Source organism: Streptomyces aquilus (genome assembly GCF_003955715.1).
Classification (GTDB): Bacteria; Actinomycetota; Actinomycetes; order Streptomycetales; family Streptomycetaceae; genus Streptomyces; species Streptomyces aquilus.
On record NZ_CP034463.1, the window covers coordinates 3,799,151 to 3,823,354 of the forward strand.

Annotated in this window: 21 protein-coding genes; 8 read left to right on the top strand and 13 right to left on the bottom strand. The window is 71.6% G+C overall.

What is annotated here, in order from left to right; genetic code table 11:
• The first annotated feature begins 28 nt into the window (after positions 1-28).
• Both EJC51_RS17420 and EJC51_RS17425 read left to right on the top strand, forming a co-directional pair.
• On the top strand, positions 29-1,447 hold the full coding sequence (locus EJC51_RS17420) for an FGGY-family carbohydrate kinase (RefSeq protein ID WP_126271921.1): 1,419 nt from the start codon (positions 29-31) through the stop codon (positions 1,445-1,447).
• A gap of 137 nt (positions 1,448-1,584) precedes the next feature.
• Entirely contained in the window at positions 1,585-1,812 is a 228-nt protein-coding gene (locus EJC51_RS17425) for a hypothetical protein (RefSeq protein ID WP_126271922.1), read from the top strand.
• A 3-nt stretch (positions 1,813-1,815) separates the two neighbouring features.
• Here the strand turns inward: EJC51_RS17425 and EJC51_RS17430 are convergent, their stop codons facing one another.
• Positions 1,816-2,478 (bottom strand): mycothiol-dependent nitroreductase Rv2466c family protein, encoded by a 663-nt coding sequence (locus EJC51_RS17430; RefSeq protein WP_126271923.1) that lies wholly within the window; start codon positions 2,476-2,478, stop codon positions 1,816-1,818.
• 146 nt (positions 2,479-2,624) lie between these two features.
• Here EJC51_RS17430 and pepN point away from each other — a divergent pair, with 146 nt between their 5' ends.
• Both pepN and EJC51_RS17440 read left to right on the top strand, forming a co-directional pair.
• Complete coding sequence (pepN, locus tag EJC51_RS17435) at positions 2,625-5,198, top strand: aminopeptidase N (RefSeq protein WP_166682866.1); 2,574 nt, start codon at positions 2,625-2,627, stop codon at positions 5,196-5,198.
• A 228-nt stretch (positions 5,199-5,426) separates the two neighbouring features.
• A complete protein-coding gene (locus tag EJC51_RS17440) occupies positions 5,427-6,473 on the top strand; it encodes a hypothetical protein (RefSeq protein WP_126271924.1) in 1,047 nt (348 codons plus the stop codon).
• 81 nt (positions 6,474-6,554) lie between these two features.
• Here EJC51_RS17440 and EJC51_RS17445 read toward each other — a convergent pair whose 3' ends face one another.
• The 9 genes from EJC51_RS17445 to EJC51_RS17485 all read right to left on the bottom strand — a co-directional run bounded on the left by EJC51_RS17445 (position 6,555) and on the right by EJC51_RS17485 (position 14,933).
• Complete coding sequence (locus tag EJC51_RS17445) at positions 6,555-7,226, bottom strand: hypothetical protein (protein WP_126271925.1); 672 nt, start codon at positions 7,224-7,226, stop codon at positions 6,555-6,557.
• A gap of 73 nt (positions 7,227-7,299) precedes the next feature.
• Positions 7,300-8,457 carry a glycosyltransferase gene (locus tag EJC51_RS17450; protein ID WP_126276999.1) on the bottom strand — a complete coding sequence of 386 codons (1,158 nt, stop codon included), beginning with the start codon at positions 8,455-8,457 and terminating at the stop codon, positions 7,300-7,302.
• 143 nt (positions 8,458-8,600) lie between these two features.
• The gene (locus tag EJC51_RS17455) at positions 8,601-9,725 is read right to left on the bottom strand and encodes a serine hydrolase domain-containing protein (protein WP_126271926.1); all 1,125 of its coding nucleotides are present in this window, start codon (positions 9,723-9,725) and stop codon (positions 8,601-8,603) included.
• Positions 9,726-9,816: 91 nt separating this feature from the next.
• Positions 9,817-11,592 carry a TIGR03767 family metallophosphoesterase gene (locus EJC51_RS17460; protein WP_126271927.1) on the bottom strand — a complete coding sequence of 592 codons (1,776 nt, stop codon included), beginning with the start codon at positions 11,590-11,592 and terminating at the stop codon, positions 9,817-9,819.
• A gap of 168 nt (positions 11,593-11,760) precedes the next feature.
• Complete coding sequence (locus EJC51_RS17465) at positions 11,761-12,657, bottom strand: hypothetical protein (protein ID WP_126271928.1); 897 nt, start codon at positions 12,655-12,657, stop codon at positions 11,761-11,763.
• Positions 12,654-13,037 (bottom strand): hypothetical protein, encoded by a 384-nt coding sequence (locus tag EJC51_RS17470; RefSeq protein ID WP_126271929.1) that lies wholly within the window; start codon positions 13,035-13,037, stop codon positions 12,654-12,656. The genes EJC51_RS17465 and EJC51_RS17470 overlap by 4 nt, the downstream gene beginning before the upstream one ends.
• 97 nt (positions 13,038-13,134) lie before the next feature.
• A complete protein-coding gene (locus EJC51_RS17475; RefSeq protein ID WP_126271930.1) occupies positions 13,135-13,593 on the bottom strand; it encodes an NUDIX hydrolase in 459 nt (152 codons plus the stop codon).
• A 9-nt stretch (positions 13,594-13,602) separates the two neighbouring features.
• Positions 13,603-14,487, bottom strand: a complete 885-nt coding sequence (locus tag EJC51_RS17480) for a pyridoxamine 5'-phosphate oxidase family protein (RefSeq protein WP_126271931.1) — start codon at positions 14,485-14,487, stop codon at positions 13,603-13,605.
• Between the two features lie 2 nt (positions 14,488-14,489).
• Positions 14,490-14,933, bottom strand: a complete 444-nt coding sequence (locus EJC51_RS17485; protein WP_126271932.1) for a VOC family protein — start codon at positions 14,931-14,933, stop codon at positions 14,490-14,492.
• Positions 14,934-15,056: 123 nt separating this feature from the next.
• Here EJC51_RS17485 and EJC51_RS17490 point away from each other — a divergent pair, with 123 nt between their 5' ends.
• Both EJC51_RS17490 and EJC51_RS17495 read left to right on the top strand, forming a co-directional pair.
• The gene (locus EJC51_RS17490) at positions 15,057-15,584 is read left to right on the top strand and encodes a CGNR zinc finger domain-containing protein (RefSeq protein ID WP_126271933.1); all 528 of its coding nucleotides are present in this window, start codon (positions 15,057-15,059) and stop codon (positions 15,582-15,584) included.
• Between the two features lie 166 nt (positions 15,585-15,750).
• Positions 15,751-19,050 (top strand): S8 family serine peptidase, encoded by a 3,300-nt coding sequence (locus EJC51_RS17495; protein ID WP_126271934.1) that lies wholly within the window; start codon positions 15,751-15,753, stop codon positions 19,048-19,050.
• A gap of 76 nt (positions 19,051-19,126) precedes the next feature.
• Here EJC51_RS17495 and EJC51_RS17500 read toward each other — a convergent pair whose 3' ends face one another.
• Positions 19,127-19,831: a hypothetical protein gene (locus tag EJC51_RS17500; RefSeq protein ID WP_126271935.1), complete on the bottom strand. Its 705-nt coding sequence runs from the start codon at positions 19,829-19,831 to the stop codon at positions 19,127-19,129.
• 1 nt (position 19,832) lies between these two features.
• Positions 19,833-20,372, bottom strand: a complete 540-nt coding sequence (locus EJC51_RS17505) for a sigma-70 family RNA polymerase sigma factor (protein ID WP_126271936.1) — start codon at positions 20,370-20,372, stop codon at positions 19,833-19,835.
• 112 nt (positions 20,373-20,484) lie between these two features.
• Between EJC51_RS17505 and EJC51_RS17510 the strand changes: the two genes are divergently transcribed.
• The gene (locus EJC51_RS17510; RefSeq protein ID WP_126271937.1) at positions 20,485-22,554 is read left to right on the top strand and encodes a TerD family protein; all 2,070 of its coding nucleotides are present in this window, start codon (positions 20,485-20,487) and stop codon (positions 22,552-22,554) included.
• A 107-nt stretch (positions 22,555-22,661) separates the two neighbouring features.
• Entirely contained in the window at positions 22,662-23,678 is a 1,017-nt protein-coding gene (locus EJC51_RS17515; RefSeq protein WP_126271938.1) for an aspartate-semialdehyde dehydrogenase, read from the top strand.
• On the opposite strand, the gene EJC51_RS17520 is transcribed toward EJC51_RS17515, so the two are convergent.
• Positions 23,675-24,148, bottom strand: a complete 474-nt coding sequence (locus tag EJC51_RS17520) for a DUF1203 domain-containing protein (RefSeq protein ID WP_126277000.1) — start codon at positions 24,146-24,148, stop codon at positions 23,675-23,677. The genes EJC51_RS17515 and EJC51_RS17520 overlap by 4 nt on opposite strands.
• Positions 24,149-24,204 lie beyond the last annotated feature (56 nt).

Here is a 24,204-nt window from a genome sequence, read left to right on the forward strand (position 1 = left end):
GCGCCCCGCAGGCGAAGGAGCCATATACATGTACGTCGGGATCGACGTCGGTACGTCCACCGTGAAAGCCGCCGCCTTCGACTCCGAGGGCCGTGAGCTCAAGGTCGCCGCCCGGCCGGTGCGGCTCAGCATGCGGGGCGGGACGGTCGAGCAGGACATGGACGAGGTGTACGGGGCCGTCGTCGCCGTACTGGAGGAGGTGACCGGCGAGGCGGTGGAGCTGGCCGGGCTCACCGGCCAGGGGGACGGCGTGTGGCTGCTGGACCGGGACGGGCGTCCCGTCCGGCCCGCCGTCTCCTGGATGGACGGCCGGGCCGCCGAACTCGTCGACCGCTGGCTCGCGGACGGCACCTTCGAGACCGTCTTCCGCCGCACCGGCAGCGCCATGTTCCCCGGCTGCCCGGGCCCCCTGCTCGCCTGGCTGGACAGTCACGACCCGAAGTCCCTGGCCGCGGCGACGGCGGCCGTCTACTGCAAGGACATGGTGTTCCAGCGGCTGACCGGCGCGCCCCGCGCGACGACCGACGTGTCGGACGCGTCGATGCCGTTCCTGGACCCGAGGACCCGCGCCTACGACAACCGTGTCGTGGAACTCCTCGGCCTGACCCACCGCCGGGGTCTGCTCGCCCCGATCAGCGACCCGGTCGCCACGGGCGCGGCGCGGGGTGAGGGCCTGCCCGCCGGCACCCCTCTCGCCAACGGCCCCTACGACCTCGCGGCCTGCGCGCTCGGCGCCGGTGTCACGGAACCCGGCGACGGCCTGCTGATCGTCGGCACCTGTCTGGCCGCCCTCGTCGCCACGACCGGTCTCGACCTGACCGGCGAACCGGCCGGCCTGCACATCTCCACCGACCGCCCCGGCCACTGGCTGCGCGCGATGCCCGCGATGGTCGGTACGGCCGCCCTGGACTGGGTGCTGTCGACGACCCGGATCGCCCATGACGAGGTCGACTCCCTCCTCGCCGACACCCCGCCCGGCGCGAACGGCGTCCGCGTCCTCCCCTACTTCGCGCCCTCCGGCGAACGCGCCCCCTTCGTCGAGCCCCGCCTGCGGGCCGAACTCACCGGCGTCTCCCTGGAGTCGACCCCGGCCGACCTCGTCCGAGCCACCTGCGAGGGCATCGGCTACGCGGCCCGGCACTGTCTGGAGGCGGCGGGCCTGACGGGTTCGCTCGCCGTGTGCGGGGGCGGCACCCGCAGCCCCGCCTGGATGCGGCTGCTGGCGGACGTGCTGGGACGGCCGTTGCGGGTCGTGGAGGGCGAAGTGGGCGCGCGGGGCGCGGTGTTGGCGGCGGCGGAGCGGTACGGGGTCGCGCTGGACACCGCCGCGTGGACCCGACCGACGACGATCGTCGAGCCGGACCCCGGGCGGGCGGCGTACTACGCGAAGGGCTACGACGACCATCTGACGCGGCTGGACGCGGCCCGGGCACGGGCGCGGATCTGAAGAACCGAGGCAGCGGAGCGAGCGATTTCGGGGGCGCGTCCGGCGCGTACGCGCTGTACTACGAACTCGGGGTCGACGCGGTGAGGACCGACGTCCGGAGCCGGTGGTGATCGCCGGGCGGAGCCGAGGAGGGGCCGATGTTCTTCGAGAAGAAGTACTGCCCGACCTGCAAGAAGTACGACCGGAAGTTCCGCAAGCTCGAAGGCCGGGAGTGGACGGTGGTCGAGCAGCGGCATCGCGGCAGGACCGACCTGTGGCGCTGCACCTCCGCGGGCTGCCGCTTCTACCAGCCCGCGCACAACCAGCGCGACGGCGCCCGGCTCCCGGAGGAGTTCCGGAACCCGGCCGCCGAGCCCGCGGAGTGATCCCTACAGGTTGCTGAAGTCGGGGCCCTTCGTCCGGGTGCGCTTGATCTCGTAGAACCCGGGGACCGAGGCGACGGCCAGGGTGCCGTCCCAGAGGCGGACCGCGTCGTCGCCCTTGGGGGCCGGGGTGACGACCGGGCCGAAGAAGGCGATCTGTTCGCCGTCGGGGCCGGGGACGGCGATGACGGGGGTGCCGACCTCCTGGCCGACCTTCTCGATGCCCTCCTTGTGGGAGGCGCGCAGCTCGGCGTCGAACTCGAAGTCCTTCTGGTCGGCGTAGTCGATCAGGTCGGCGGGCAGCCCGGCGTCGGCCAGGGCACCGGCTATGGCCTCCAGCGTCGGGCCTTCGCCGTTGTTGTGGAAGCGGGTGCCGAGCGCGGTGTAGAGCGGGCCGAGGACGTCGGCGCCGTGCTTCTGCCAGGCGGCGGTCACCACCCGCGCCGGCTTCCACGCCTTGGTCGCCAGCATGTCCCGGTACTCCTCGGGCAGCTGGTCCAGCTTGTCCTCGTTGAGCACGGCCAGGCTCATGATGTGCCAGCGCACCTCGATGTCCCTGACCTTCTCCACCTCCAGCACCCACCGCGAGGTCATCCACGCCCAGGGGCACAGGGGGTCGAACCAGAAGTCGACGGGGGTCTTCGCGGAGGTGCTCGCGGTCTCGGACATGCGTCTCCTAAGGAAAGTGTTCGATTCGTACGGACAACGCCGTCCACCCGCACCCCATTCCCTGCTCCCGAGCGTCAGGGGCACATGGCAGGATCGGTGCTGTCCACATACCGAACACCCGCTGTCGACTTCAGGGAGTGCCGCCCGTGCCCGGTGAGAATCTGTCCCGTGACGAGGCCCGGGAGCGGGCCGCCCTGCTGTCCGTCGACGGGTACGACGTGTCCCTCGACGTGCGTTCGGCCGCGGAGGACGGCGACGAGTCCCCGCGCACCTTCCGGTCCGTCACCACGATCCGCTTCCGCTGCGCCGAGCCCGGCGCCACCAGCTTCGCCGACCTGATCGCGCCGAGTGTGACCTCCGTCTCCCTCAACGGCCGTGATCTCGACCCGGGCGAGGTCTTCGACGGTTCCCGGATCACGCTGGAGGACCTCGCCGCCGAGAACGAGCTCGTGGTGGACGCCCAGTGCGCCTACTCCCGCACCGGCGAGGGGCTGCACCGCTTCGTCGACCCCGAGGACGGCGAGGTCTACCTCTACACGCAGTACGAGCCGGCCGACTCCCGCCGGGTCTTCGCGGGCTTCGAGCAGCCCGACCTCAAGGCCCCGTTCCGCTTCGAGGTGCGGGCGCCGGAGGAGTGGACGGTGTGGAGCAACGGGGTCGGGGAGCACGCGGACGGCGTGTGGCGGTTCGCGGAGACGAAGCCGATCTCGACGTACATCACGTGCGTGGTGGCCGGTCCGTACCACTACGTGACCGACTCCTACTCCCGCACCCTCGCCGACGGCAGCACGCTGGAGATCCCGCTCGGCGCGATGTGCCGCAAGGGGCTCGCCCCGCACTTCGACGCCGACGACATCTTCCTGGTCACCAAGCAGGGCCTGGACTTCTTCCACGACCACTTCGACTACCCGTACCCGTTCGGGAAGTACGACCAGGCGTTCGTGCCCGAGTACAACCTCGGCGCGATGGAGAACCCGGGACTGGTCACCTTCCGTGAGGAGTTCATCTTCCGCGGCAAGGTGACGCAGGCGTCCTACGAGGGCCGGGCCAACGTGGTCCTGCACGAGATGGCGCACATGTGGTTCGGCGACCTGGTCACCATGGTGTGGTGGGACGACCTGTGGCTGAAGGAGTCCTTCGCGGACTTCATGGGCACGTTCGCCAACGTCGGCGCGACCCGCTTCAAGGACGCCTGGATCACCTTCGCCAACCGCCGCAAGGCCTGGGCGTACCGCGCCGACCAGCTGCCCTCCACGCACCCCATCACCGCCGACATCCGCGACCTCCAGGACGCGAAGCTCAACTTCGACGGCATCACGTACGCCAAGGGCGCCTCCGTGCTCAAGCAGTTGGTGGCGTACGTCGGGCAGGACGCGTTCCTCGAAGGCGCGCGGCGCTACTTCAAGCGGCACGCGTACGGCAACACGCGCCTCGGCGATCTGCTGTCGGTCCTTGAGGAGACCAGCGGCCGGGACATGGCGGCGTGGTCGCGGTCCTGGCTCCAGACGGCGGGCGTCAACTCCCTCACCCCGCAGGTGCTGTTGAGCGCCGAGGGCCGGATCACCGAGCTGGCGGTGTTGCAGGAGGCCGCCGAGTCGCACCCCGAACTGCGCCCGCACCGGATCGCGGTGGGCCTGTACCGCAAGGGCGCCGACGGCGCCGTCGAGCGGTACGCGCGCGTGGAGGTGGACGTCGACGGGCCGCGTACGGTCGTGCCGGAGCTGGTGGGTGCCGAGGCGCCGGAGCTGGTGCTGGTCAACGACGACGACCTGACGTACTGCAAGACGCGGTTCGACACGGGGTCGCTGGAGACACTGAAGGCGCACCTCGGCGATCTGACGGACCCGCTCGCCCGCGCCCTGTGCTGGTCCGCGTTGTGGAACATGACGCGGGACGCGCTGCTGCCGGCCCGCGACTTCGTGGACCTGGTGCTGCGCTTCGCGGGCCGCGAGTCGGACATCGGCGTGCTCCAGATGCTCCACGCGTGGGCGCACTCCTCGCTGGTCAACTATGTGGCGCCCGAGTGGCGTCCGACGGGTGAGCGGCTGCTCGCCGAGGGCGCGCTGAAGGAGCTGCGGCTGGCCGAGCCGGGCAGCGAGCACCAGCTGGCGTGGGCGCGGTTCTTCGCGTCCGCGGCGTCCGGCGAGGCCGATCTCCGGCTGCTCCAGGGCCTGTTGGAGGGGTCGGCGAAGATCGACGGTCTGACGGTCGACCAGGAGCTGCGCTGGGCGTTCCTCGGTCCGCTGGCCGCGCACGGGGTCGCGGACGAGGAGGTGCTGGCGGCCGAGCTGGCCCGCGACGACACCGCGTCCGGCAAGCGCCACCAGGTCCGCTGCCTGGCCTCGCGGCCGTCGGCGGCGGTGAAGGCGCAGGCGTGGGCGCAGGTGGTGGAGTCGGACGCGCTGTCGAACGCGCTGGTGGAGGCGACGATCGGGGGCTGGAACCAGTCCTCGCAGCGGGAGTTGCTGGCGCCGTACGCCCAGAAGTACTTCGCGGCGATCGAGCGGGTGTGGGCGGACCGGTCGATCCAGATCGGGATGGACGTGGTGCGGGGCCTGTTCCCCTCGCTCCAGGACTCCCCCGACACGCTCACCGCGACGGACGCGTGGCTGTCGGCGCACGAGGACGCGCCGCCGGCGCTGCGCCGGCTGGTCCTGGAGGCGCGGGACGACCTGGCCCGGGCGCTGCGGGGGCAGGCGTGCGACGCGAAGGCGGGCTGAGGAACCGCGCTCCAAAGCCCGATCTCTGCCCTGAGCTTGGGCGGTAGGTAGCCGTTACGAAGTTCAGTCAATAACGGCCGTAACCCCTGGTCCACCCCATTCGGACCAGGGGTTTTCGCCGCCTACTCGGCATCCGAACACCCGTCCTTTAGTGCCGTCTTGTCCGCATTTATCGACAGGCACGTAACAGCGGTTAGAGGGCGGTCCCGCGGCGGGAATCCCCGCTGCATGAACCACAACACCCCGGTCCCCCCGCTCTCCCCCCGCCCGGTCCGCCACCTCTCGGAGGTGCACCGCCGGGTGATGACGACGGCGCAGCTGCGCACGCACGGCATCTCGCCGGCCGACGTGAACGAGCAGTGCCGCCCCGGCGGCCCCTGGCAGCAGATCCTCCCGGGCGTGATCCTGCTCCACCCCGGCCCGCCGACCAGCGAGGAGCGGCTGCACGCGGTCCTGATGTACGCGGCGAAGGAGCGCCCGGCGGGGGTCCCGGCGCAGCCGGGCGCGGAGGAGGCGCACGCCCCGACGTACACGGAGGCGATGCTGACCGGCCTCGCGGCCCTGACCCTGCACGGCTTCACGTCCTCGCCGCCGCTGATGGCGGTCGACAAGATCGACGTCCTGGTCCCGCGGCTGCGCCGGCTGCGCTCGACGGGCAGCGCGCGGATCGTCCGTACGGCGTCCCTGCCGACCCCGCAGCAGGTGACGGGCGTCCCGGTGGCGCCGGTGCCGCGGGCGCTGGCGGACGCGGTGTCGGAGCTGACGGACGCGGGCGCGGTACGCCGGCTGCTCACCGAGGCCGTCCGGGGCGGTCACTGCGAACCGGCGGCGGTGGTACGGGAGTTGAACGCGGCGAAGCTGCTGTCCCGCCCGCACGTGGTGGACGCGGTGGACTCCCTGCTCGCCGAGGGCCGGGCGATCGCGGAGGACCGCCTCTACCGCATGGTCCGCGAACACGGCCTGCCGGACCCGGTGTGGAACGTCGACCTGCGGCTGCCCGGCGGCCCGCACCTCGGCGGCCTGGACGCGTACTGGCCCGAGCAGGCCGTGGCGGTCGAACTGGACACCCGCGCCCCGCGCCAGGACGACGACGCGCTGTGGTCGGAGTACGCCCGCAAGCGCGAGCACCTGGAGCGCCTCGGCATCACGGTCGTCCACATCACCCCGAAGAAGCTCCGCGAGTCGGTGGAACAGCAGGCGGCCGTGGTCCGTACGGCCCTGATGGCGTCCGGCGACCGCGACCCGGCCGCGTATGTCGTGGTGCTGCCCCGGTAGTGACGGACCGGGGCGGGACCAGGAGGGGAGAGGAGGGGCCGCCGGGCGGAGGGGACCGGGCGGCCCCTCCTCGCGCGCGGATCAGGACGCCGGGTAGCCGATCAGGGCCAGCTCCTTTTCGAGATCGTCCAGGGACAGGGGGGCCGGGGACGGGTTGAGCCGGGACACCACGGCCCCGGTCAGCGGGCGCAGGGCCCAGACATGGCGTACGGCGTCGAGGTCCACCTCGGTCTCGTAGTACTCCTCGGCGAACTCCCGGTATCCCTCGGGCCGTCCGTCGAGCAGCACCTCGAAGAGCCACTCGGCGCTGCCGTCGTCCTCCCCGCCCGCCTCGACCGCCCCGGCGTGCCAGGCGGGGTCGGCCGCCTCCCGCCAGAAGCACACCGTGGCCAGCGGCGTCCCGTTCTCGTCGGTGAAGGACGGCTCGGTGACATACGGCCGGAACACCTCGGGGAGCCCGTCGAAGAGGCCGGGCCAGGGCTCGTGGTCCTCCCGCGCGTACGGGCTCATCGGCGACTCGTGGTCGAAGCCGCGGGCATAGGCGCCGGCCGGCGAGAACACGATCGCGTACTCGTTGCCGCTCCCGTCCCGCATCGACGCCATCTCCTCGGTGGGCGACCAGCGGGCGGAGTACGAGAAGTACCGGTCCTCCCAGTCGGGGGACAGGACGGCGTCGAGCACGGCCAGGGCCCGGCAGCGGTCGCGGAGGACCGGTATCGCGGGCAGGCGGCTGATCAGGGCGTGAACGGACATGCCCCCATCCAAGCGGAGCCCACCGACAACCGGCACGGTCGGAACGCCGTCGCGTCCGGCTTCACCGGCCCCGTCACAGCGGTTCCGGGAGGCTCGGGCGGGGGGTCGCGGCCGTGTGGATGCCGTCCAGCAGGGCCGCGTACGACGCGATCATCCTCGTACGGCTGAAGCGTTCGCGGCTCGCCGCGAGGGCGCCCGCCCGGTCCGGGCGGGCGGCCACCGCCTCCGTCCAGGCCGTGGCGATCGCCGCCGGGTCCGGCGGGGTCACGAAGCCGAGGCCGGTCACGATCGCCGCGCTGTCGCCGACGTCCGTCGTCACCGGCACCGCGCCGCACATCATGCCCTCGATCAGGCAGAGCGGGGCCGCCTCGCCCCAGGCGGAGGTGAGGGCGACCACGTCCGAGGCCGCGTACACGGTCTCCATGTCCCGGCGCACGCCCAGCAGACGCAGTCGGGAACGGTCCAGCGTGCCCAGGTCCGCCATCAGGTCCGCGTTGGCCGGTGTCATGCCCGCCCCGCACATCAGGACGTGCCCGGCCGGCTCCCGGTCCAGCCACTCCCTCGCCGCCCGCAAGAACAGCGGGACGTTCTTCATCGCGTCGTAGCGGGCGGCGAAGACGACCACCGGGGCCGACGCCGGGATGCGCAGGTCCTCGCGGAGCGCGAGGCGGCGGGCCGCGTCCGGGCGGAAGCGGAGCAGGTCGACGCCGTTGGGGATGACGTGCAGGAGCTCGGCGGGGATGCCCGCCGCCTGGTACGCGGCTCTCGTCGACTCCGCGCAGCAGACGGCGGCCGCGACCGTGCCGTCGGCGATGGCCGCCTTCAGCGCGTCCAGCGCCTCGCCCTGGTTCTGCGGGTCCGAGCGGTGCAGGCAGACGACGACCGGGCGGCGGGGCAGGCCGGACTGGTTCAGCAGGGCCAGCGGCTGCTCCTTCAGGGACAGGATGACGTCCGCCGCCGCCATCGCCCTCGCCGTTTCGGCCAGGTCCGGCCCGGTGAAGGCGGCCGGATCGCCCTGCCTCCGGTCGAGTGCGGAGACCACCACGCCCGCCGAGGTCAACGCGCGATGACACGCGTCGTCCTGCATGCGCTGGCGGGTGGCCTCCCGGTACATCTCCGCGTGCACGCTGAGCACGTGGTGGTGCTGGCCGCCCTCCACCAGGCCCAGCACCACGTCGGTGTGCACGATCCGGGCACCGCCGGAGAAGAACCCCTCGTAGACCGACAACACTCGCAGTCCGTGTCCCGTACGCACACGACCACCCGCCTTGCACTCAGATCGAGCCATCCCCGTGAACTGCGGGTTAGCCGATATGAGGCGGTACGGACGTTACGTCCGGATGAACGCGGTGCTTCGTGTCCGGGTCGGCGTGGCTACTCGCCGCAGAACTCCGCCTCGACCACCGCGACCGCGTCCCCCGACCAGTCGCCGTTGAAGTTGAAGGCGACGGAATGCCGGCCGTCGCCGGTGGTCAGGGCCACCGTCTGGGAGCCGTGGATGCCGCCGTCGTGGCCCCAGACACGCAGGCCGCAGCTGAGCGCGACACCCGCGATGCCGAGACCGTACTGACCGGGTCCGCCGGTCGGCACGGTCGTCTTCATCTCCTTCAGCTGCTTGGGCGGAAGCAGCCGGCCCTTCAGCAGGGCCGCGTAGAAGCGGTTGAGGTCCTTGGAGTCGGAGATCATCTCGCCCGCCGAGCCAGCGAGGGACGGGTTGAGCTTCGTGACGTCGTACGTCGGTCCCGTCGTCGTCTCCGCGAGCTTGGAGTAGGCACGGCTGCTGGGCTGCGGGACGGTGGCGCGGGTGCCGGGCACGGAGGTGGCGTGCAGGCCGAGCGGCTCGATCACCCGCCGCCGGATCTCGTCGCCGTACGGCGCCCCCGTCACCTTCTCGATCACCATCCCCGCGACGATGTAGTTGGTGTTGGAGTACTGCCACGTCGTGCCCGGCGCGAACTCCGGCTGGTGGGTCATGGCGATCGCCACCAGGTCCCGCGGCGTCCTGGTGTCGTAGCGGTGCTTGAAGAAGCCGTCCGCCATGAAGTAGGTCCGGACGAACTCCGCGTCCTCGGTGTAGTCGTAGATGCCGCTGGTGTGGTTGAGGAGTTGCCGGAGGGTGATCTTGCCGCCGTCGTGGCCGTTCCCCCGCACCACGCCCGGCAGCCACTTCTCCACCGTGTCGTCCAGCGACAGCCGTCCCTCCGCCTCCAGTTGGAGCAGCACGGTCGACACGAAGGTCTTGGTGATGCTGCCGATGCGGTAGCGGTCGTCGGCCGAACGGGGCGCGCCGGTGCGCAGGTTGCCCACGCCGGCCGTCGCCGACCAGTTCCCCGCGGTGAGGGTGACGCCGGGGACGCCATCCTTCACGGCGGCCTCGATCGCCTCCCGGGTCGCCTCGTGGTCGCCGTGACCTCTCGGGGCGGCGAACGCGGGTGCCGCCAGTGCCGCCGACAGCACCACCGCCGTCACCGCCACGAGAGTCGTCCGTACGGTCCTCATGCTCTTCCCCTTCCGGCCTTCGCTGCTGGTCGGGGAGGGAGACACGGGCGCGATCGCCGAGGTTGACCGCTCTGCTCCGGTTGAGCGGTTTTCAGCCCTTCTTCAGCACCAGCTCCGTGTTGCGGTCCCGCGCCGCGCCGCCCAGCGTGGTGCTGGCGCCCGGGGCGTTGAAGGACAGCTCTCGGTACAGCGCCGCCAGGCCCGTCTGGGAGAGGTCGGCGAAGTCGGTGCGGTGCGGGGCGGAGGACTCGACGCAGGTGGTGAACAGGGAGAGCGTGCCGTCCTTGTTGTCCACCAGCTCGATGACGCGGGCGAGCTGGGGGTAGTCGACGTGGGAGGCGGTGGAGATCTCCCAGAAGCCGTGGCCGCCGCCGGAGCCGCTGTGCGCGGTGATGTCGTTGCGGTGGATGTGGCCGTTGACCCAGGCCAGGACGTTGCGTTGGCGGGACAGCAGGGAGACGACCTCCGCACCGCTGTGCCGCCGCTCGCCGGGGCGGGCCGGGTCGGGGCGGGTGTTGTCCATCGACTTGCTGGTGTGGTGGCTGAAGACGATGGCGTACGAGTCCTTGTTGTCCTTCAGGGTCTTCTCCAGCCACTTCAGCTGGGCGGTCCCCACGGACCCTTCGTAGTGGCCGCCGGCGTCGGTGGTGTCGAGGCTGATGCCGATGACGTCGTCGGCGATGCGGAAGGTGTAGTACTGGGTGCCCGCGTCGAGGTTGGCGGTGGAGTAGCCGTGGCCCACGGGTCCGAGGCCGCGGTGGGCCGGGTCGAGGTGGGCCTTGAGGTACTCGGTCGGCGTGTACGGTGCCCGGTTCTCGTCCGGCGTGACCGAGCGCATGTCGCGGGCGTGCGCCTTGAGCAGCTCGCGGAAGCCGGCGCCCTTGGGGTCCTTGGCCGTCTTGATGGCGTCCTGGAGCTTCTTCGCCTCGGCGGCCGGCAGGCTCATGAGCTTCTTGCCGCCCATCGCGTACTCGGTGAGCCAGGGGTCGGCGTGGGAGCCGTAGCAGCCGAGCGGCATGGCGTCGTGGTTGCCGACCGTGGAGTACCAGGGCAGGTTCAGGCCGGGGCTGTTGAGCTCGCGGATCGCGGCGGCGAGGAAGCCGTCGAGGTGCGGGAAGCCGCGCTGCTTGTCGGCGTCGCGGACCGTGGCGTCGGGCTGCCAGTACTGCTTGATGCCGCTGTTCATGACGCCCTCGTAGTGCCGCGGGTCACCGGAGTTGGCGCTGATCCGGCCGCCGCTCATCACCGTCAGGAACCACTCCAGCTCCGTCTTGGCGTTGTTGTCCGTGTTGTCGCCGGTGGTCATCGCGAAGTGCAGCGGGGCACCGGTGACGGGCGCGCCGCGCAGGGCGTTGATCCGCTCGACGAGGGCGATCGCGCCGTGCACGGTGAGCGCCTCCTGGGGGCGCCAGGCGTGCACGTCGGTCGAGCGCAGGTACTCCAGGCGCATCGGGTGCTGGGCGTCGATGATGTGCATGTCGGTGAGCTGCACGAACGCGGCGAGCGCGGTACGGCGGCCGGCCCGGCCGGACTTCGCGGCGGCGAGGTCGCCGCGCACGACACGCGCCCAGCCGGGGCCGTCGCCGAGGCGGCGGAAGCCGGAGGAGGTGCGCGGGGCGGCGACGGTGGCGACCGTGGTGCCGCGGGTGTAGGGCGCGAGGGGGGCGGCCGCCGGGGCCCGCCGGGACTGGGCGACCGGCGCCTCGGCGGCGGTGTCGGCGGCGGGCGTGGTGGTGGCGGCCTGGCTGTCGGTGGGCCGCAGGGCGTAGCCGACGCCGGCGGAGACGGCTGCGGCGCCGGTGGCGGCGAGGACGGTACGGCGGTTGACCGCCAGGGCGGAGGTGGCGACAGAGCGTATGCGCGACATGGCGCGATCTCCCCGAGTGCGAACGCGTCGGCAGTGGTCGCGGGTCGCTCGCTGCCGCGAATTCCCCGCTCACTCCGGATCGTTGGCAGCGGGGATGGCCTGCGCGTGAACGAGGCGGCAACGCGCGACGCCGATCACCGTACGTGGATCTTGGGGGACCCTGGGTGTCTACGAGGGCTCGCCGGTTGGCCGGAGAGTGGTCACGCTCAGTTCATCTGGCGGGGTAGTCGAGGGGGACGCCGGCAGGAGGGTGAAGCTCGCCCGGACCTTCTCGTAGGTCTTGACCGGCTGGGTCGCGGTGGGCTGGTACCAGGTGTTGATCTGGTACGTCTGCCCCTCCACCGTGAAGCCGAGAAGCACCGCGTGCCAGGACTCGCCGTTGAGCGTGAAGGTGTACTCCCACAGGACCGCGGGCCAGCCCTCGAAGCGGGCCTCCTCCAAGCGGATCTTCTGGTACCCGTCGCCCTGCCGGGCGTTCTTCTCCGACGTCTTCCAGGTCTTCATCAGGTCGCCGCGAGCGAGGGAGGACTTGGCCGCCACCTCCTGGTCCCCGCTCGGGGAGGTGTAGTGCACCTCGGCGACGGTCTTCACGTCCCGGTGCCAGCCCTGGGGCGGGAGCCAGGCGTACCCGCCCGCCTCCTCACGCGCCTCGGGCGGCGGGCTCGTACGCGGGGCGCCGCCGATCTCGATGACCGGGGCCACCTGCTCCTGGGCGCCGAAGTGAAGAGAGAAGCCGAGGACGGCCGCGACGACGAAGACCGCGGTGAGCGCCCAGCCGGCGATGAGGCGCCCGGCCCTGCGCTCCGGCGCGGTGTGCCCGAGGGCGATGTCCGTGTCGAGGGAGTAGTAGAGCGTGGACGTCGGGGGTTCCGGTTCCTCGTCCCCCTCCTGCTGACGTGTGCCCGGGTCGCCGACGGGGGCGAGCGGCTCGACGTCCAGCAGCGACGCCACATACCTCCGCCACAGCGGCAGATCCCGGCGGCGGCCGTGTTCGATGAGGTGGTCCAGGGCCTCGGGGCGGGTGTCCGTCAGGGAGGCCCAGTAGCGCTCCGCGAGGCGGCTCATGATTCGAGCACCTCTTCACCCGCCGAGGCCGCGGGCGCCGCCGGTTCGGGCTGGGTCCCGGCGATCGCCGCCTGGAGCGTGCGCGCGCTGCCGAACTGCCTCAGCAGCGCGGGCGCCGACGCCCCGACCGCCACGGTGGCCAGCGCGCCCGTCAGCTGACCGGAGAAGAGCCAGCCGGCGCCCGCGCCGAGGGAGACCCGGGTCAGGGCGGCCAGCGCGTCGGAGGGCGGGTCGATGTACTTGTCGAAGCGCGGCAGCTTGTCGCGCCGCCGGTTCCGCGACAGCGCCCGGTGCCTGGCCGCCTGCCACGTCGCGATCCGGCCGTAGAAGACCACGATCTCCACGACGAGGCCGCCCAGCGCACCGTATGTGATGGACATCGACCATTCCATGGCCGTCCCCCTCGGCAATGGCGATGCCGCTCAGCATCCCAGACGAGCGGCCCGTCCGGGAGGGAATCGCGGCGACGGCCGCCGGTCACTCCCGTACGCCCGTCACCCGTCCCGTCACCGGCCGCTCCCGCCACAGCGCGAGCCCCACGTCCACCAGCCCGACCCGGTTCAGCGCGGGCACCTCCGTCAGGGGGTGCCAGGCCGCCATGTCCGTGGAGCCGCCGACCTCGGGGCGCAGTTCGCCGCCGGTGACCCGGCCCTCGTAGACGAGGCGCAGGCCCTGGCGGTCGATGTTCCGGCCCCACCTCCGCTTCTGTGTGAGGCGGATGGAGTTCACGCCGAGCAGGCCGGTGATCTCGATCGTGTGTCCCGTCTCCTCCATCACCTCCCGCAGCACGGTGTCGTAGGGGTCCTCGCCGTGTTCCATGCCGCCGCCCGGCAGGGTCCACTCCGGTTTGCCGTCGTCGTCGATCCAGCGGGCGAGGAGGATCTGTTCGTCACGGACGCACACGGCGTAGGCCGCCACCCTCAACTTCTTGCGCATGCAGTGAAGTTAGCCCGCGGGGTCGGGATTGGCCGGGGAGTGTTCCGGGGCCGACCAGCGCAGCGGGAGTGCCGAGGGCCGTTCGACGGCCTGCGTGACGGTGAACCGCACCCGGCGTTCGGTGCCTGCGAACTCCGTCCGTGCCTCGCCCGTGAGCTGGAGGGTGGTGCCCGTCGTCCAGTCCAGGAACAGCAGGCCCGCCCTGGGGTCGGTGTCGAGGTTCCCCAGGGAGAGGAACATCGAGTTGCCCGGGTAGTCGCGCCAGCTGAGCTCGAGCGGTGAAGCGACGTGCACGAAGCCGGGGTTGCCGCCGCGGTGGCTGGCGTCGGCGCCGCCCGGGTGGCCGGTCGCCAGGAAGAAGGTGTCGGACGCGGTGATGAACTCCGCCTGCGACGGCGTCAGTTCGGATCCGCGTCGCGGTTCCTGCCCGGCCCGGTCGGCCACCACCTCGTACGAGTCCCTCTTCTGCAGATACTTCGGGCAGTTGGCGAAGACCTGTTCCGCCGTCACCACGAATCCCCGTTCCGTTGGTCGGAGTCGGCCGTTGAGGCGCATCCGGCGGCGGGTGCGGGGGTCGAGGGCGATCGTGCCCACCAGGGTGCCGTCGCCGGTGAGGGCCGGGGCGAGCGGGTCCGAGGCCGCCACTGCTCCCGTCACCGACATCTGGCGGGGGCCGGTCGCCCGTACGAAACCCGGCGGCCCGTGCAGCGCGGACGCCCAGACCTCTCCCGTCGACGGGTCCGCGGCGCCCACGACGAGCAGGGGCTGCAAGCCGAGGAACGCGGCGGCGACCGGCTTGATGCCCTCGCCGATCGAGGCGCCCACATGGTCCGCGCGCTCCCGCACGCCCACCCGGTCCTGCACGGCGCGCGAACCCGCGTGATACGTGCCCATGGCTAGAAGAACCCGCAGGTCGGAGCCGACTCCACGGGCGCCGGCGCGCCCTCCGCGCCGTCCGGCACCGAGATCTCCAGCCGGGTCCCGTCGGGGTCGTGGAAGAAGATGCCGCCGGACGCCGCGCCCTCGCGGTGGGCGACGACCCCGTCGTAGGCGAAGTCCACGCCGTACGTCCGCAGCGCCTCCTCGTACTCCCGCACCCGCTCGATCGAATCCGCCTCGAAGGCGAGGTGGTGCAGGCCGGCGCGGTCGCCCGCGAAGCCGTTCGCCGCCTGCTGCCAGAGCGTGAGGACGAGGGCCGAGCCGTCGCCCAGGAACGCGTACCGGCGGTCCTCCTCCTTGCCCTCGCCGATCAGCGTGAAGCCCAGGACGTCCCGGTAGAAGGCGAGCGAGCGGTCGAGGTCGGTGACGTTCAGGCCGATGTGGCCGGTGCGCAAGGTCATGACTCTCCCCAGGGAAAAACGGCCGCCCTCATGGCTAACCTCTCTTATTGAAGTTAAGGGTTAGATGCGATTGCCGCAACCCCTCACGTACCCTTGAGCGGTTAGCACCGAAGGAGCCCCCACATGTCTGCCGACCCGCGCCCCCTCACCGGCGAGCCCCTCGCCCTCGACCTGCTCAACACGCGGTGGATGCGGGAAGGCGCCGTCCAGGACCTGCTCCAGGACGACGACGGGCTCGCCGTATGGCTGGCCGCCAACGCGCTCGACGGACGGTTCGCGGCCGACGCGCCGACGCTGCGGCACACCCTCCAGGCGCGGGACGCGCTGCGGAAGGCCGTCGACGGGGGCGAGACGGCCCCGCTGGACGCCGTACTCGATCACGGCCGCATCCGGGCCACCCTCACCGCCGAAGGGCCGGGCGAGGTCCCGGAGTTCCGCGACCCCGCGTGGGGGCCCGCCTGGCTCGCCGCCCGCAACTACCTGGAGCTCCTCGCCACCGCACCCGACCGCATCCGGGGCTGCGCCCACGAGGCGTGCATCCTGCACTTCTTCGACACGTCACGGAACGGGACGCGCCGCTGGTGCTCGATGGCGGCGTGCGGGAACCGGGCGAAGGCGTCGCGGCACTATGCGCGTACCAGAGAAAGCTGAGAGAAACGTAAGAGACTTGTCCCTTTTGTTGCTCAACTTCCCAAAAGGGATCGCGGGTTTTCCCCACCACCCCATATCGATTCGGTCAACTCTCCCTAAACATCCTTCCCATGCGTAAAGCTGTGCGCTCGCAGAACGCACGTTCCTTTACCTACAAGGGATGCCGATGACCCTCACCCCCCAGCGCGATCCGATATCGGGCGGCGCGAGACGCGTGGTGCGCATTGCCGTGGCCGCCGGTCTCGTGGCCGCGCTCTCCGCGGCCGGGCCGATACCCATGGCCTTCTCCGCCGACGCCGACACGCCGGCCGCGGCCGACCCGGGCGTCAAGTCCGCCGCCCAGAAGCTCGGTTCGGACGACGCGGAGCTCCTCGCCGAGGCCAAGGCCGCCGGCGACAAGAACGTCACGCTGATGGTCGCCACCGCCCCCGGCAAGACCGAGCAGGTCGCCGAGGAGCTGGACGCGGTCAAGGGCGGCCTCGTGGGCAAGACCTACGACAAGCTCGGTTACGTCCGCGCCACCGTGCCGACCGCAAAGGCCGACGCGGCCATCGCGGCCGCCGCCAAGCTCTCCTCCGTGCACGGCATCGACCTGCGGCAGGAGATCGCGCTCGACGACCCGACGCCGGCCGCCGACACCGCCAAGGGTGCCGCGTCCGCCGCGACGACGAAGACGTACCCGGCGCCGGACAAGAAGACCCCCGCCGTGAACCCGTACAACCCGTCCTTCGAGACGGGCGCCGTCGAGTTCGTGCAGGACCACCCGAAGGCGGACGGCCGCGGCGTCACCATCGGCATCCTGGACTCCGGTGTCGACCTCGGTCACCCGGCGCTGCAGAAGACCACCACCGGCGAGCGCAAGATCGTCGACTGGGTGACGTCGACCGACCCGGTCTCCGACGGCGATGCCACCTGGCGGCGGATGAACAACCCGGTCAGCGGCCCGACCTTCACCATCGCGGGCGCCACCTGGAAGGCCCCGGCGGGCGCCTACCAGTTCAACCTGTTCCGCGAGTCGGCCACGGCCGGCGGTGACGCCAAGGGCGACGCCAACCGCGACGGCGACACCACCGACGTCTGGGGCGTGCTGTACGACGCGGCCGCCGGCACCGTCCGGGTCGACCTGAACAACAACAACGACTTCACCGACGACACGGCCATGAAGCCGTACAAGGACGGCTTCCAGATCGGCTACTTCGGTACCGACAACCCGTCCACCGACGTCGTCGAGCGCCAGCCGTTCGTCGTCGAGATCCGCAAGGACGTCGTCTTCAACGCCGCCGGTGACAAGTCCGACTACGTCAACATCGGCGTCATCGAGTCCGAGCACGGCACCCACGTCGCCGGCATCACCTCCGCCAACGGCCTGTTCGGCGGCAAGATGAACGGCGCGGCCCCGGGCGCGAAGATCGTCTCGTCCCGTGCCTGCACCTGGACCGGCGGCTGCACCAACGTCGCGCTCACCGAGGGCATGATCGACCTCGTCACCAAGCGCGGTGTCGACATCGTCAACATGTCGATCGGCGGTCTGCCGGCGCTGAACGACGGCAACAACGCGCGCGCCGAGCTCTACACGCGCCTCATCGACACCTACGGCGTCCAGCTGGTCATCTCGGCCGGCAACTCCGGCCCCGGTGCCAACACCATCGGTGACCCGGGCCTCGCCGACAAGGTGATCTCGGTCGGCGCCGCCATCTCCAAGGCGACCTGGGCGTCCAACTACGGCTCCGCCGTGTCGAAGCCGTACGCGCTGCTGCCCTTCTCCTCGCGCGGCCCGCGTGAGGACGGCGGCTTCACGCCGACGCTCGTCGCCCCGGGTGCCTCGATCAACACCACCCAGACCTGGCTGCCGGGCTCCCCGGTCGCCGAGGCGGGCTACACGCTGCCGGCCGGCTACTCGATGCTCCAGGGCACCTCGATGGCCTCCCCGCAGGCCGCGGGCGCCTCGGCGCTGCTGCTCTCCGCCGCCAAGCAGAAGGGCATCGCCCTCACCCCGGCGACCCTGCGCACGGCACTGACCTCGACCGCCCACCACATCAAGGGTGTGCAGGCGTACGAGGAGGGCGCGGGCCGCATCGACATCGTCGACGCCTGGGACGCGATCCGGGACGGCGCGACCGCCGACGAGTACACCGTCAAGGCGCCGGTCGACACCGCGATCGACCAGTTCCTGAAGACGCCGGGCTTCGGCACCGGCATCTACGACCGCGAGGGCGGCCTGAAGGCCGGCGTCAAGAAGTCGTACGACGTCACCATCACCCGTACGACCGGCGACGCCAAGCCGATCCGGCACCTGCTGAGCCTGGAGAACAACGCCTCCGGCACCTTCTCCATCGCCGGCTCCTCGGTGGTCAAGCTGGAGCTGAACAAGCCGGTCACCGTGAAGATCGTCGCCAAGTCGCCGTCCGCCGGCATCAAGAGCGCGATCCTGGACGTCGACAACCCGTTCACCGAGGGCGTCGACAAGCAGATCCTGAACACGGTCGTGGTCTCGACGCCGGTGAAGTACACCTACTCGGCGTCCAGCACCGTCCAGCGCAACAGCTCGCAGTCCTACTTCGTGACCGTCCCCGAGGGCGCCAAGTCCCTCGAGGTCGCGATCGGCGGGCTGAAGGGCAAGAGCCAGACCCGGTTCATCGCGATCCACCCGTACGGCACTCCGGTCGACAACACCGGCACCCCGTACTGCTACAACAACTACCTCGACGGCAACGGCTGCAAGCCCGACGTGCGTTCCTACGCGGACCCGCAGGCCGGCGTCTGGGAGATCGAGGTCGAGTCGCGCCGTACGTCGCCGCTGCTCGACAACCCGTACAAGCTGGACGTCACCGTCCTCGGCGCCGCCTTCGCCCCGGAGGTCGTGACCGTGCCCGAGGCCAAGGTCGGCACCCCGGTCGCCGCCTCCTGGAAGGTGACGAACAACTTCGCCGCCCTCGACGGCAAGCTGGCCGGCGGCCCGCTCGGCTCGGCCAAGTCGGCCCGTCCGTCCATCGCCGAGGGTGCCACCCAGACCACCACGGTCGACGTGCCCGAGGGCGCCAAGTCGCTCGACGTGGTCATCGGCAACGTCTCCGACGCCTCCGCGGACCTGGACCTGACGGTCTACGACGCGGCGGGCACCCAGGTCGGCCAGTCCGCCGACGGCGACTCGGAGGAGGCCGTCTCGATCGCCTCCCCGGCCGCCGGGACGTACACCATCGAGGTCGTCGGCTACTCGGTCCCGGCCGGGACCACCGCGTACGACTACCAGGACGTGTTCTTCTCCGCCGCCCTGGGCGCCGTCACGGTCGACGACTCGGCCGCGGTGAAGCTGGCCACGGGTGCCTCGGCGAACGTCTCCGCGAGCGTCACCGCCCTGGCGGCCGCTCCGGAGGGCCGTGAGTTCTTCGGCCAGGTCCAGCTGGTGAACGCGCGCGGCACGGTCGCGGGCATCGGCAGCGTGAAGATCGAGAAGGTCACGCCGTAACCACGGATACGGCAAAGGGGCGGGCGTCCGTTGGGCGCCCGCCCTTTCTCATGCGCGCGTTCTCATGCGCCCCTTCTCATGCGCACGGCAGGCCGCGTGACTCCGGCAACGACGCCTGGACCCAGGCCCGTTCGCGGGCCACCTCCTTCTCGCCGACCACCCAGTGGTCGGGCACGGCATCGCCCTGGAGCACCCCGAACAGCACCCGGTCGCCCTTGTGCAGGCCGTCGACGAAGACGTCGTCGACGACGTAGGTGAGCTGCTTCGGGCCCTCCCCGTCCTGCTTGTAGTAGCGGACCACGTCCAGGGTGATCCGCAACTGCACCTGGTCCGCGAGGCGTTCGACCGAGGTGACCTTCCCCTCGACCACCAGCCGGGTGCAGGCCAGGTAGTGCGGGCTGCCGAAACGGGGGCCGGCCTCGGCGCCGGTCTGGGACTTGTCGCTGGCGCTGCTCCCGGCGTCCGCGGAGTCGTTGCCGCCCGTCGCGATCAGCCAGCCGAGCCCGGTGACCACCGAGGCCGCCGCCGCGACCGCGAGGGTGCCGAAGGCGAGCCGGGGGGCCCAGCCGCGGACACGTGAGGGACGGGCCGCGGGCCTCGGCGCCGGGCGCGGCTCGCGCGCCAACGTGTCTCCGATGAGGCCGAGTTGCTCACGCAGCAGGGCGATGTCATCGGTGGCCGCGCGGTGTTCGGCGCGGAGTGCGGCATCCGCGTCGTCGGGCAGCGGTTCGCCGGTGAGCGCGGCCATCAGCGCGTCGACGTCCCGGTGTTCGGCGGTCATGTCACACCACCTCGTCCTCGTGCAGACGGGCGCGCAACGCGCGGACCGCCGTGTGCAGCCTGCTCTTGACCGTGCCCTCGGGGACGCCGAGTTCCTGGGCGATGTCCCGGACCGGCAGGTCGGCGTAGAACCGCAGGACGAGGACCTGGCGCTGGGCGTCGGGGAGTTCGTCCAGCCCCTGGGCGACGGCGAGCGAGAGCACGCTGGTGTCCTCGCCGGAGGGATGCTCCAACTGCCGCAAGGAGGCGAGGCGTTCACCGATGCGCTCCTGCCGGCGCTTGGCGCGGTGCCAGTCCATGGCGAGGTTGGAGGCGACGACGGCCGCCCACGCGGAGACGTCGCGCGGCGCCTCGTACCCCTTGGCCGCCCGCTCCAGCAACCGCAGGCGGACCTGCTGCACCCCGTCCGGCAGGTCCGCCTGCGGTACGCCGCCGAGCGCGAGCACGGCTCGCACCCGACGTTCCTGGGCCGCGTCGAGCGGGTCGTCCGGCCCGTCATGGACGCCGTCCCGCTGGCCGCGGCGGGCCATTCTGCGCAGCACAGCTCCCCCTCTCCTCGCCGCGTTTCCTCTATGACGCCGGTCCGGGCGGAAACGTTCGGCCCGATTCCCGGAATTCTTTCTTCACATGATCTTCACTGCCACCATGTGCCCCATGACCCACATCGTGAAGGGGGCCAACACCCCTGTTCCCACCGGTCCTCTGAGGGTTGCCGTCTGCCGCCGGAAGGTCCCGGGGACGCCCGTCGTCGACGTCTCGGCGCTGCTGCTGGACGCGACGGGCAAGGTGCGTGGCGACGCCGACCTCGTCTTCCACAACCAGCCCGCGCACCCGTCGGGCGCGGTACGGCACCTCGGTACCGGGGACGGCGTGGACCAGCTCGCCGAGTGGCTGGAGCTGGACCTGCCCCGGGTGGAGCCGGCGGTGCAGCGGGTGCTGGTCGCCGCGTCCTGCGACGGCGGCACGTTCGGGGCGGTGCCGGGGCTGGCGCTCCAGACCGTCGCGGGCGACGGCACGATCGTCGCGCACTACGACGTGACGGACGCCGCCGGGGAGACGGCGTTCGTGCTCGGGGAGTTCTACCGGCGCAACGGGGCGTGGAAGTTCCGGGCGGTCGGGCAGGGGTGGGAGTCGGGGCTGGCGGGGCTGGCCACGGACTTCGGGATCGTGGTGGCGGAGGAACCGGTGGCGCAGGTGCCGCCCAGCGCGCCGGCTCCGGTGCCTCCGGTGATGCAGGCCGGCGTCACCAAGGCGGCCGTTCCGCCGATCGCCGATGCCGTACCGACGTCCGCCCCGATCCCCACGTACACGCCCACCCCCCTCGGCACCGACTTCCGGCCCCACACCCAGAGCGGCCGCGGCAACGGCGTCGTCTCCGTGGACGTACCGCTGCCGCCCGGGCCGGTGATCGTGGAGGCGCGGGTCCGGGGTGACGAGTGGCTGCTCGTCGAGACGCTGAACCGGCGCAACAAGGACGAGGACACCGTCTTCAACACCACCCTGCGCGACTTCCACGGCCGCGCCCTGGTGCAGCCCCCGCGCGACCGCCCGCTGCGGATGAAGGTCAACTACGACGGCGACTGGACGATCACCGTGCTGCCGCTGTCGGCGGCCCGGCAGCTGGGCACGCAGACGCTCACGGGCCGTGGCCCCGACGTCGTCGCCTACACCGGCACCATGGCCGATGTGAAGGTCCGCTTCGACGGCGGCGCCGACCGCGACGAGTGGTTCGTGCTGAACTGCCACGAGGCCGAGCACTTCGACGACCTCGACGAGCACGAGATGCTGTGCAACGAGACGGGCAAGCTCAAGCAGACCGTCCCGGTCCCCGACGGCCCGCTGCTCCTCGTCGTCGAGCACGGCGACGGCAGCTGGGAGCTCACCGCCAAGCCGCTGCCCGTCCGGGACCCGTCCACGGGCCGGCAGACCGGCGCCTACGAGGGCCGCGGCGACAAGACGGTCACGCTCCTCAACCCGCGCCCCGGGCGCCCGGCCCTGGTCCAGTACGACTTCCCCGGCGCGAAGGCCGACTACAGCCTCGAAGTGAAGCTCGTCGACGAGTACGGCGACGAGGACGAGTGGCTCACCGGCCGCCAGCGCGGCACCCGGGGCACGGCCGTGCTGTTCGCCGACGGCAGGGCCGAGCAGGCCGTACGGGTCAAGTGCGCGGGCGACTGGACGCTGCGGCTGCTGCCCGAGGAGCAGGCGCCGCCGCTCACCGGCCCGACCGAGGGCCGGGGCAGCACCGTCCTGCGCTACCAGGGCCCGCCCACCCTGATGACGGTGACCCGGACCTCACGGGGCAACGACGAGCATCTCAGCGCCTGGTCCCTGAACCACCCCTACGGCAAGTCGGCGATGATCGCCGACACGCTCGGCCGGCGCCGCCCCACCCTGGGTCCGGTGTGGGTCGACCCCGGCGGCACCTGCTTCGTCACGGTCCGGGCCGCCGAGGACACGAAGTGGCGGCTGGAGCCGGCCCCGATCAGCGCGGCCCCCGTGCTCGGCGCGCGGACGCCGGGTGGCTGGTATGGAGTCGTACGTCACACCGGGCCCGAGGCCGAGCTGGTGGTCGTCGGAACGGCCATGATCCACGTCTTCGAGCTGGACGAAAATCTCTTCCCGCACCGGAAACTCACCGCTTCTTCCGGTCCGTACCGCATATCGAGCTCGATCCTCCACGTGCGCTGCCTCGGCGAGTGGACGCTGGAGCTGCGCCCCTGACCGGCATGCCGTCCCATCCCTCGGGCAAACGATTGGACACACCGGCCGGTAAGAGACGCATGATGGAAACGTCCAGGCCACGCACCCGCCATGTAGAAGGAGTCGTCGTGAAGGTAGGAATCGTCGGAGCCACCGGCCAGGTCGGCACGGTCATGCGCAGGATCCTCGTGGAGCGGGAGTTCCCGGTCACCGAGCTGCGTCTGTTCGCCTCGGCCCGCTCGGCGGGGACGGTCCTGGACGGCGTGACGGTGGAGGACGCGGCGACGGCGGACTACACGGGCCTGGACATCGTGCTGTTCTCGGCGGGCGGCGCGACCTCGAAGGCGCTGGCCGAGAAGGTCGCCGCGCAGGGCGCGGTCGTGATCGACAACTCCTCGGCCTGGCGCAAGGACCCCGAGGTGCCGCTGGTGGTCTCCGAGGTGAACCCGCACGCCATCGCGGACCGCCCCAAGGGCATCATCGCCAACCCGAACTGCACCACCATGGCAGCGATGCCGGTCCTGAAGGTGCTGGACGCCGAGGCGGGCCTGACGGCGCTGGTCGCCACCACCTACCAGGCGGTCTCCGGCTCCGGCCTCGCGGGCGTGGCGGAGCTGCACGGCCAGGTCCAGAAGGTCGTCGCCGACGCCGACAAGCTGACCCACGACGGCGGGGCGATCGACTTCCCCGAGCCGCAGGTCTACAAGCGTCCGATCGCCTTCAACGTGCTGCCCTTCGCCGGCAACCTCGTCGACGACGGTCTGAACGAGACGGACGAGGAGCAGAAGCTCCGCAACGAGTCCCGCAAGATCCTGGAGCTCCCCGAGCTGAAGGTCTCCGGCACCTGCGTGCGCGTCCCGGTCTTCTCCGGCCACTCGCTCCAGCTCAACGCCCGCTTCGCGCGTCCGCTCAGCCCGGAGCGCGCGACCGAGCTGCTCGCCGGCGCCCCCGGTGTCGCGCTCTCCGACATCCCGACCCCGCTCCAGGCCGCCGGCAAGGACGTCTCCTACGTCGGCCGCATCCGCAGCGACGAGACCGTCGACAACGGCCTCGCCCTGTTCGTCTCGGGCGACAACCTCCGCAAGGGCGCGGCCCTGAACGCGGTGCAGATCGCGGAGCTGGTGGCGGCGGAGCTGAAGGGCTAGGCGGGCCTGCGCACCTCGTAGAGGAAACAGCCGTACTCGACGGCCCGGACGTGGACGAGCGCCACGGCCGGGTCGTCGAACGCGTTCCGGAAGGCGTCGTCGTCGAGGGTGGCGACCAGCTCGCCGCCGAGGATGTGCCCGGCGGCGGAGTAGCGCCGGACGGTCCGGTGGGCGTTGTCGAACGGATATCCGTCGCCCTCGGGTCCCTGGCACTCCTCGGCGTGGATGAAGACGGGCCCCTGCTCGTCGTAGGCCCCCGGCTCGGCGCCCGTCTCCGCGGCCCAGCGTCGCAGCGGGGCGTAGGAGACCAGGGCGATCCGCTCCCCCGGCACGCTGCGCCGCAGGCAGCACCGGAGGGGCGCGCCGCCCTCGTCGTCGGTCACGGGAACCATCCCGCGCCCCGAGTCGTCGGTGGAGCGGAGCTCTTTCAGAGCGGACGGGGGGACGGGGCGTGCGGTGTAGGTCGTCATGTGCGTCACGGGTGTCATGTGTGCCGTGGGTGTCATGGGTGCCATGGACTCCACCC

Bases quoted from the DNA above. Each gene is read 5' to 3' on its own strand.
- EJC51_RS17480 (WP_126271931.1), bottom strand. From the start codon at position 14,487: ATGGGCACGTATCACGCGGGTTCGCGCGCCGTGCAGGACCGGGTGGGC.
- EJC51_RS17445 (WP_126271925.1), bottom strand. From the start codon at position 7,226: ATGTCCGTTCACGCCCTGATCAGCCGCCTGCCCGCGATACCGGTCCTC.
- EJC51_RS17465 (WP_126271928.1), bottom strand. From the start codon at position 12,657: ATGAGCCGCCTCGCGGAGCGCTACTGGGCCTCCCTGACGGACACCCGC.
- EJC51_RS17470 (WP_126271929.1), bottom strand. From the start codon at position 13,037: ATGTCCATCACATACGGTGCGCTGGGCGGCCTCGTCGTGGAGATCGTG.
- EJC51_RS17495 (WP_126271934.1), top strand. From the start codon at position 15,751: ATGACCCTCACCCCCCAGCGCGATCCGATATCGGGCGGCGCGAGACGC.
- EJC51_RS17430 (WP_126271923.1), bottom strand. From the start codon at position 2,478: ATGTCCGAGACCGCGAGCACCTCCGCGAAGACCCCCGTCGACTTCTGG.
- EJC51_RS17420 (WP_126271921.1), top strand. From the start codon at position 29: ATGTACGTCGGGATCGACGTCGGTACGTCCACCGTGAAAGCCGCCGCC.
- EJC51_RS17475 (WP_126271930.1), bottom strand. From the start codon at position 13,593: ATGCGCAAGAAGTTGAGGGTGGCGGCCTACGCCGTGTGCGTCCGTGAC.
- EJC51_RS17520 (WP_126277000.1), bottom strand. From the start codon at position 24,148: ATGACGACCTACACCGCACGCCCCGTCCCCCCGTCCGCTCTGAAAGAG.
- EJC51_RS17490 (WP_126271933.1), top strand. From the start codon at position 15,057: ATGTCTGCCGACCCGCGCCCCCTCACCGGCGAGCCCCTCGCCCTCGAC.
- EJC51_RS17510 (WP_126271937.1), top strand. From the start codon at position 20,485: ATGACCCACATCGTGAAGGGGGCCAACACCCCTGTTCCCACCGGTCCT.
- EJC51_RS17485 (WP_126271932.1), bottom strand. From the start codon at position 14,933: ATGACCTTGCGCACCGGCCACATCGGCCTGAACGTCACCGACCTCGAC.
- EJC51_RS17500 (WP_126271935.1), bottom strand. From the start codon at position 19,831: ATGACCGCCGAACACCGGGACGTCGACGCGCTGATGGCCGCGCTCACC.
- EJC51_RS17425 (WP_126271922.1), top strand. From the start codon at position 1,585: ATGTTCTTCGAGAAGAAGTACTGCCCGACCTGCAAGAAGTACGACCGG.
- EJC51_RS17460 (WP_126271927.1), bottom strand. From the start codon at position 11,592: ATGTCGCGCATACGCTCTGTCGCCACCTCCGCCCTGGCGGTCAACCGC.
- EJC51_RS17440 (WP_126271924.1), top strand. From the start codon at position 5,427: ATGAACCACAACACCCCGGTCCCCCCGCTCTCCCCCCGCCCGGTCCGC.
- EJC51_RS17455 (WP_126271926.1), bottom strand. From the start codon at position 9,725: ATGAGGACCGTACGGACGACTCTCGTGGCGGTGACGGCGGTGGTGCTG.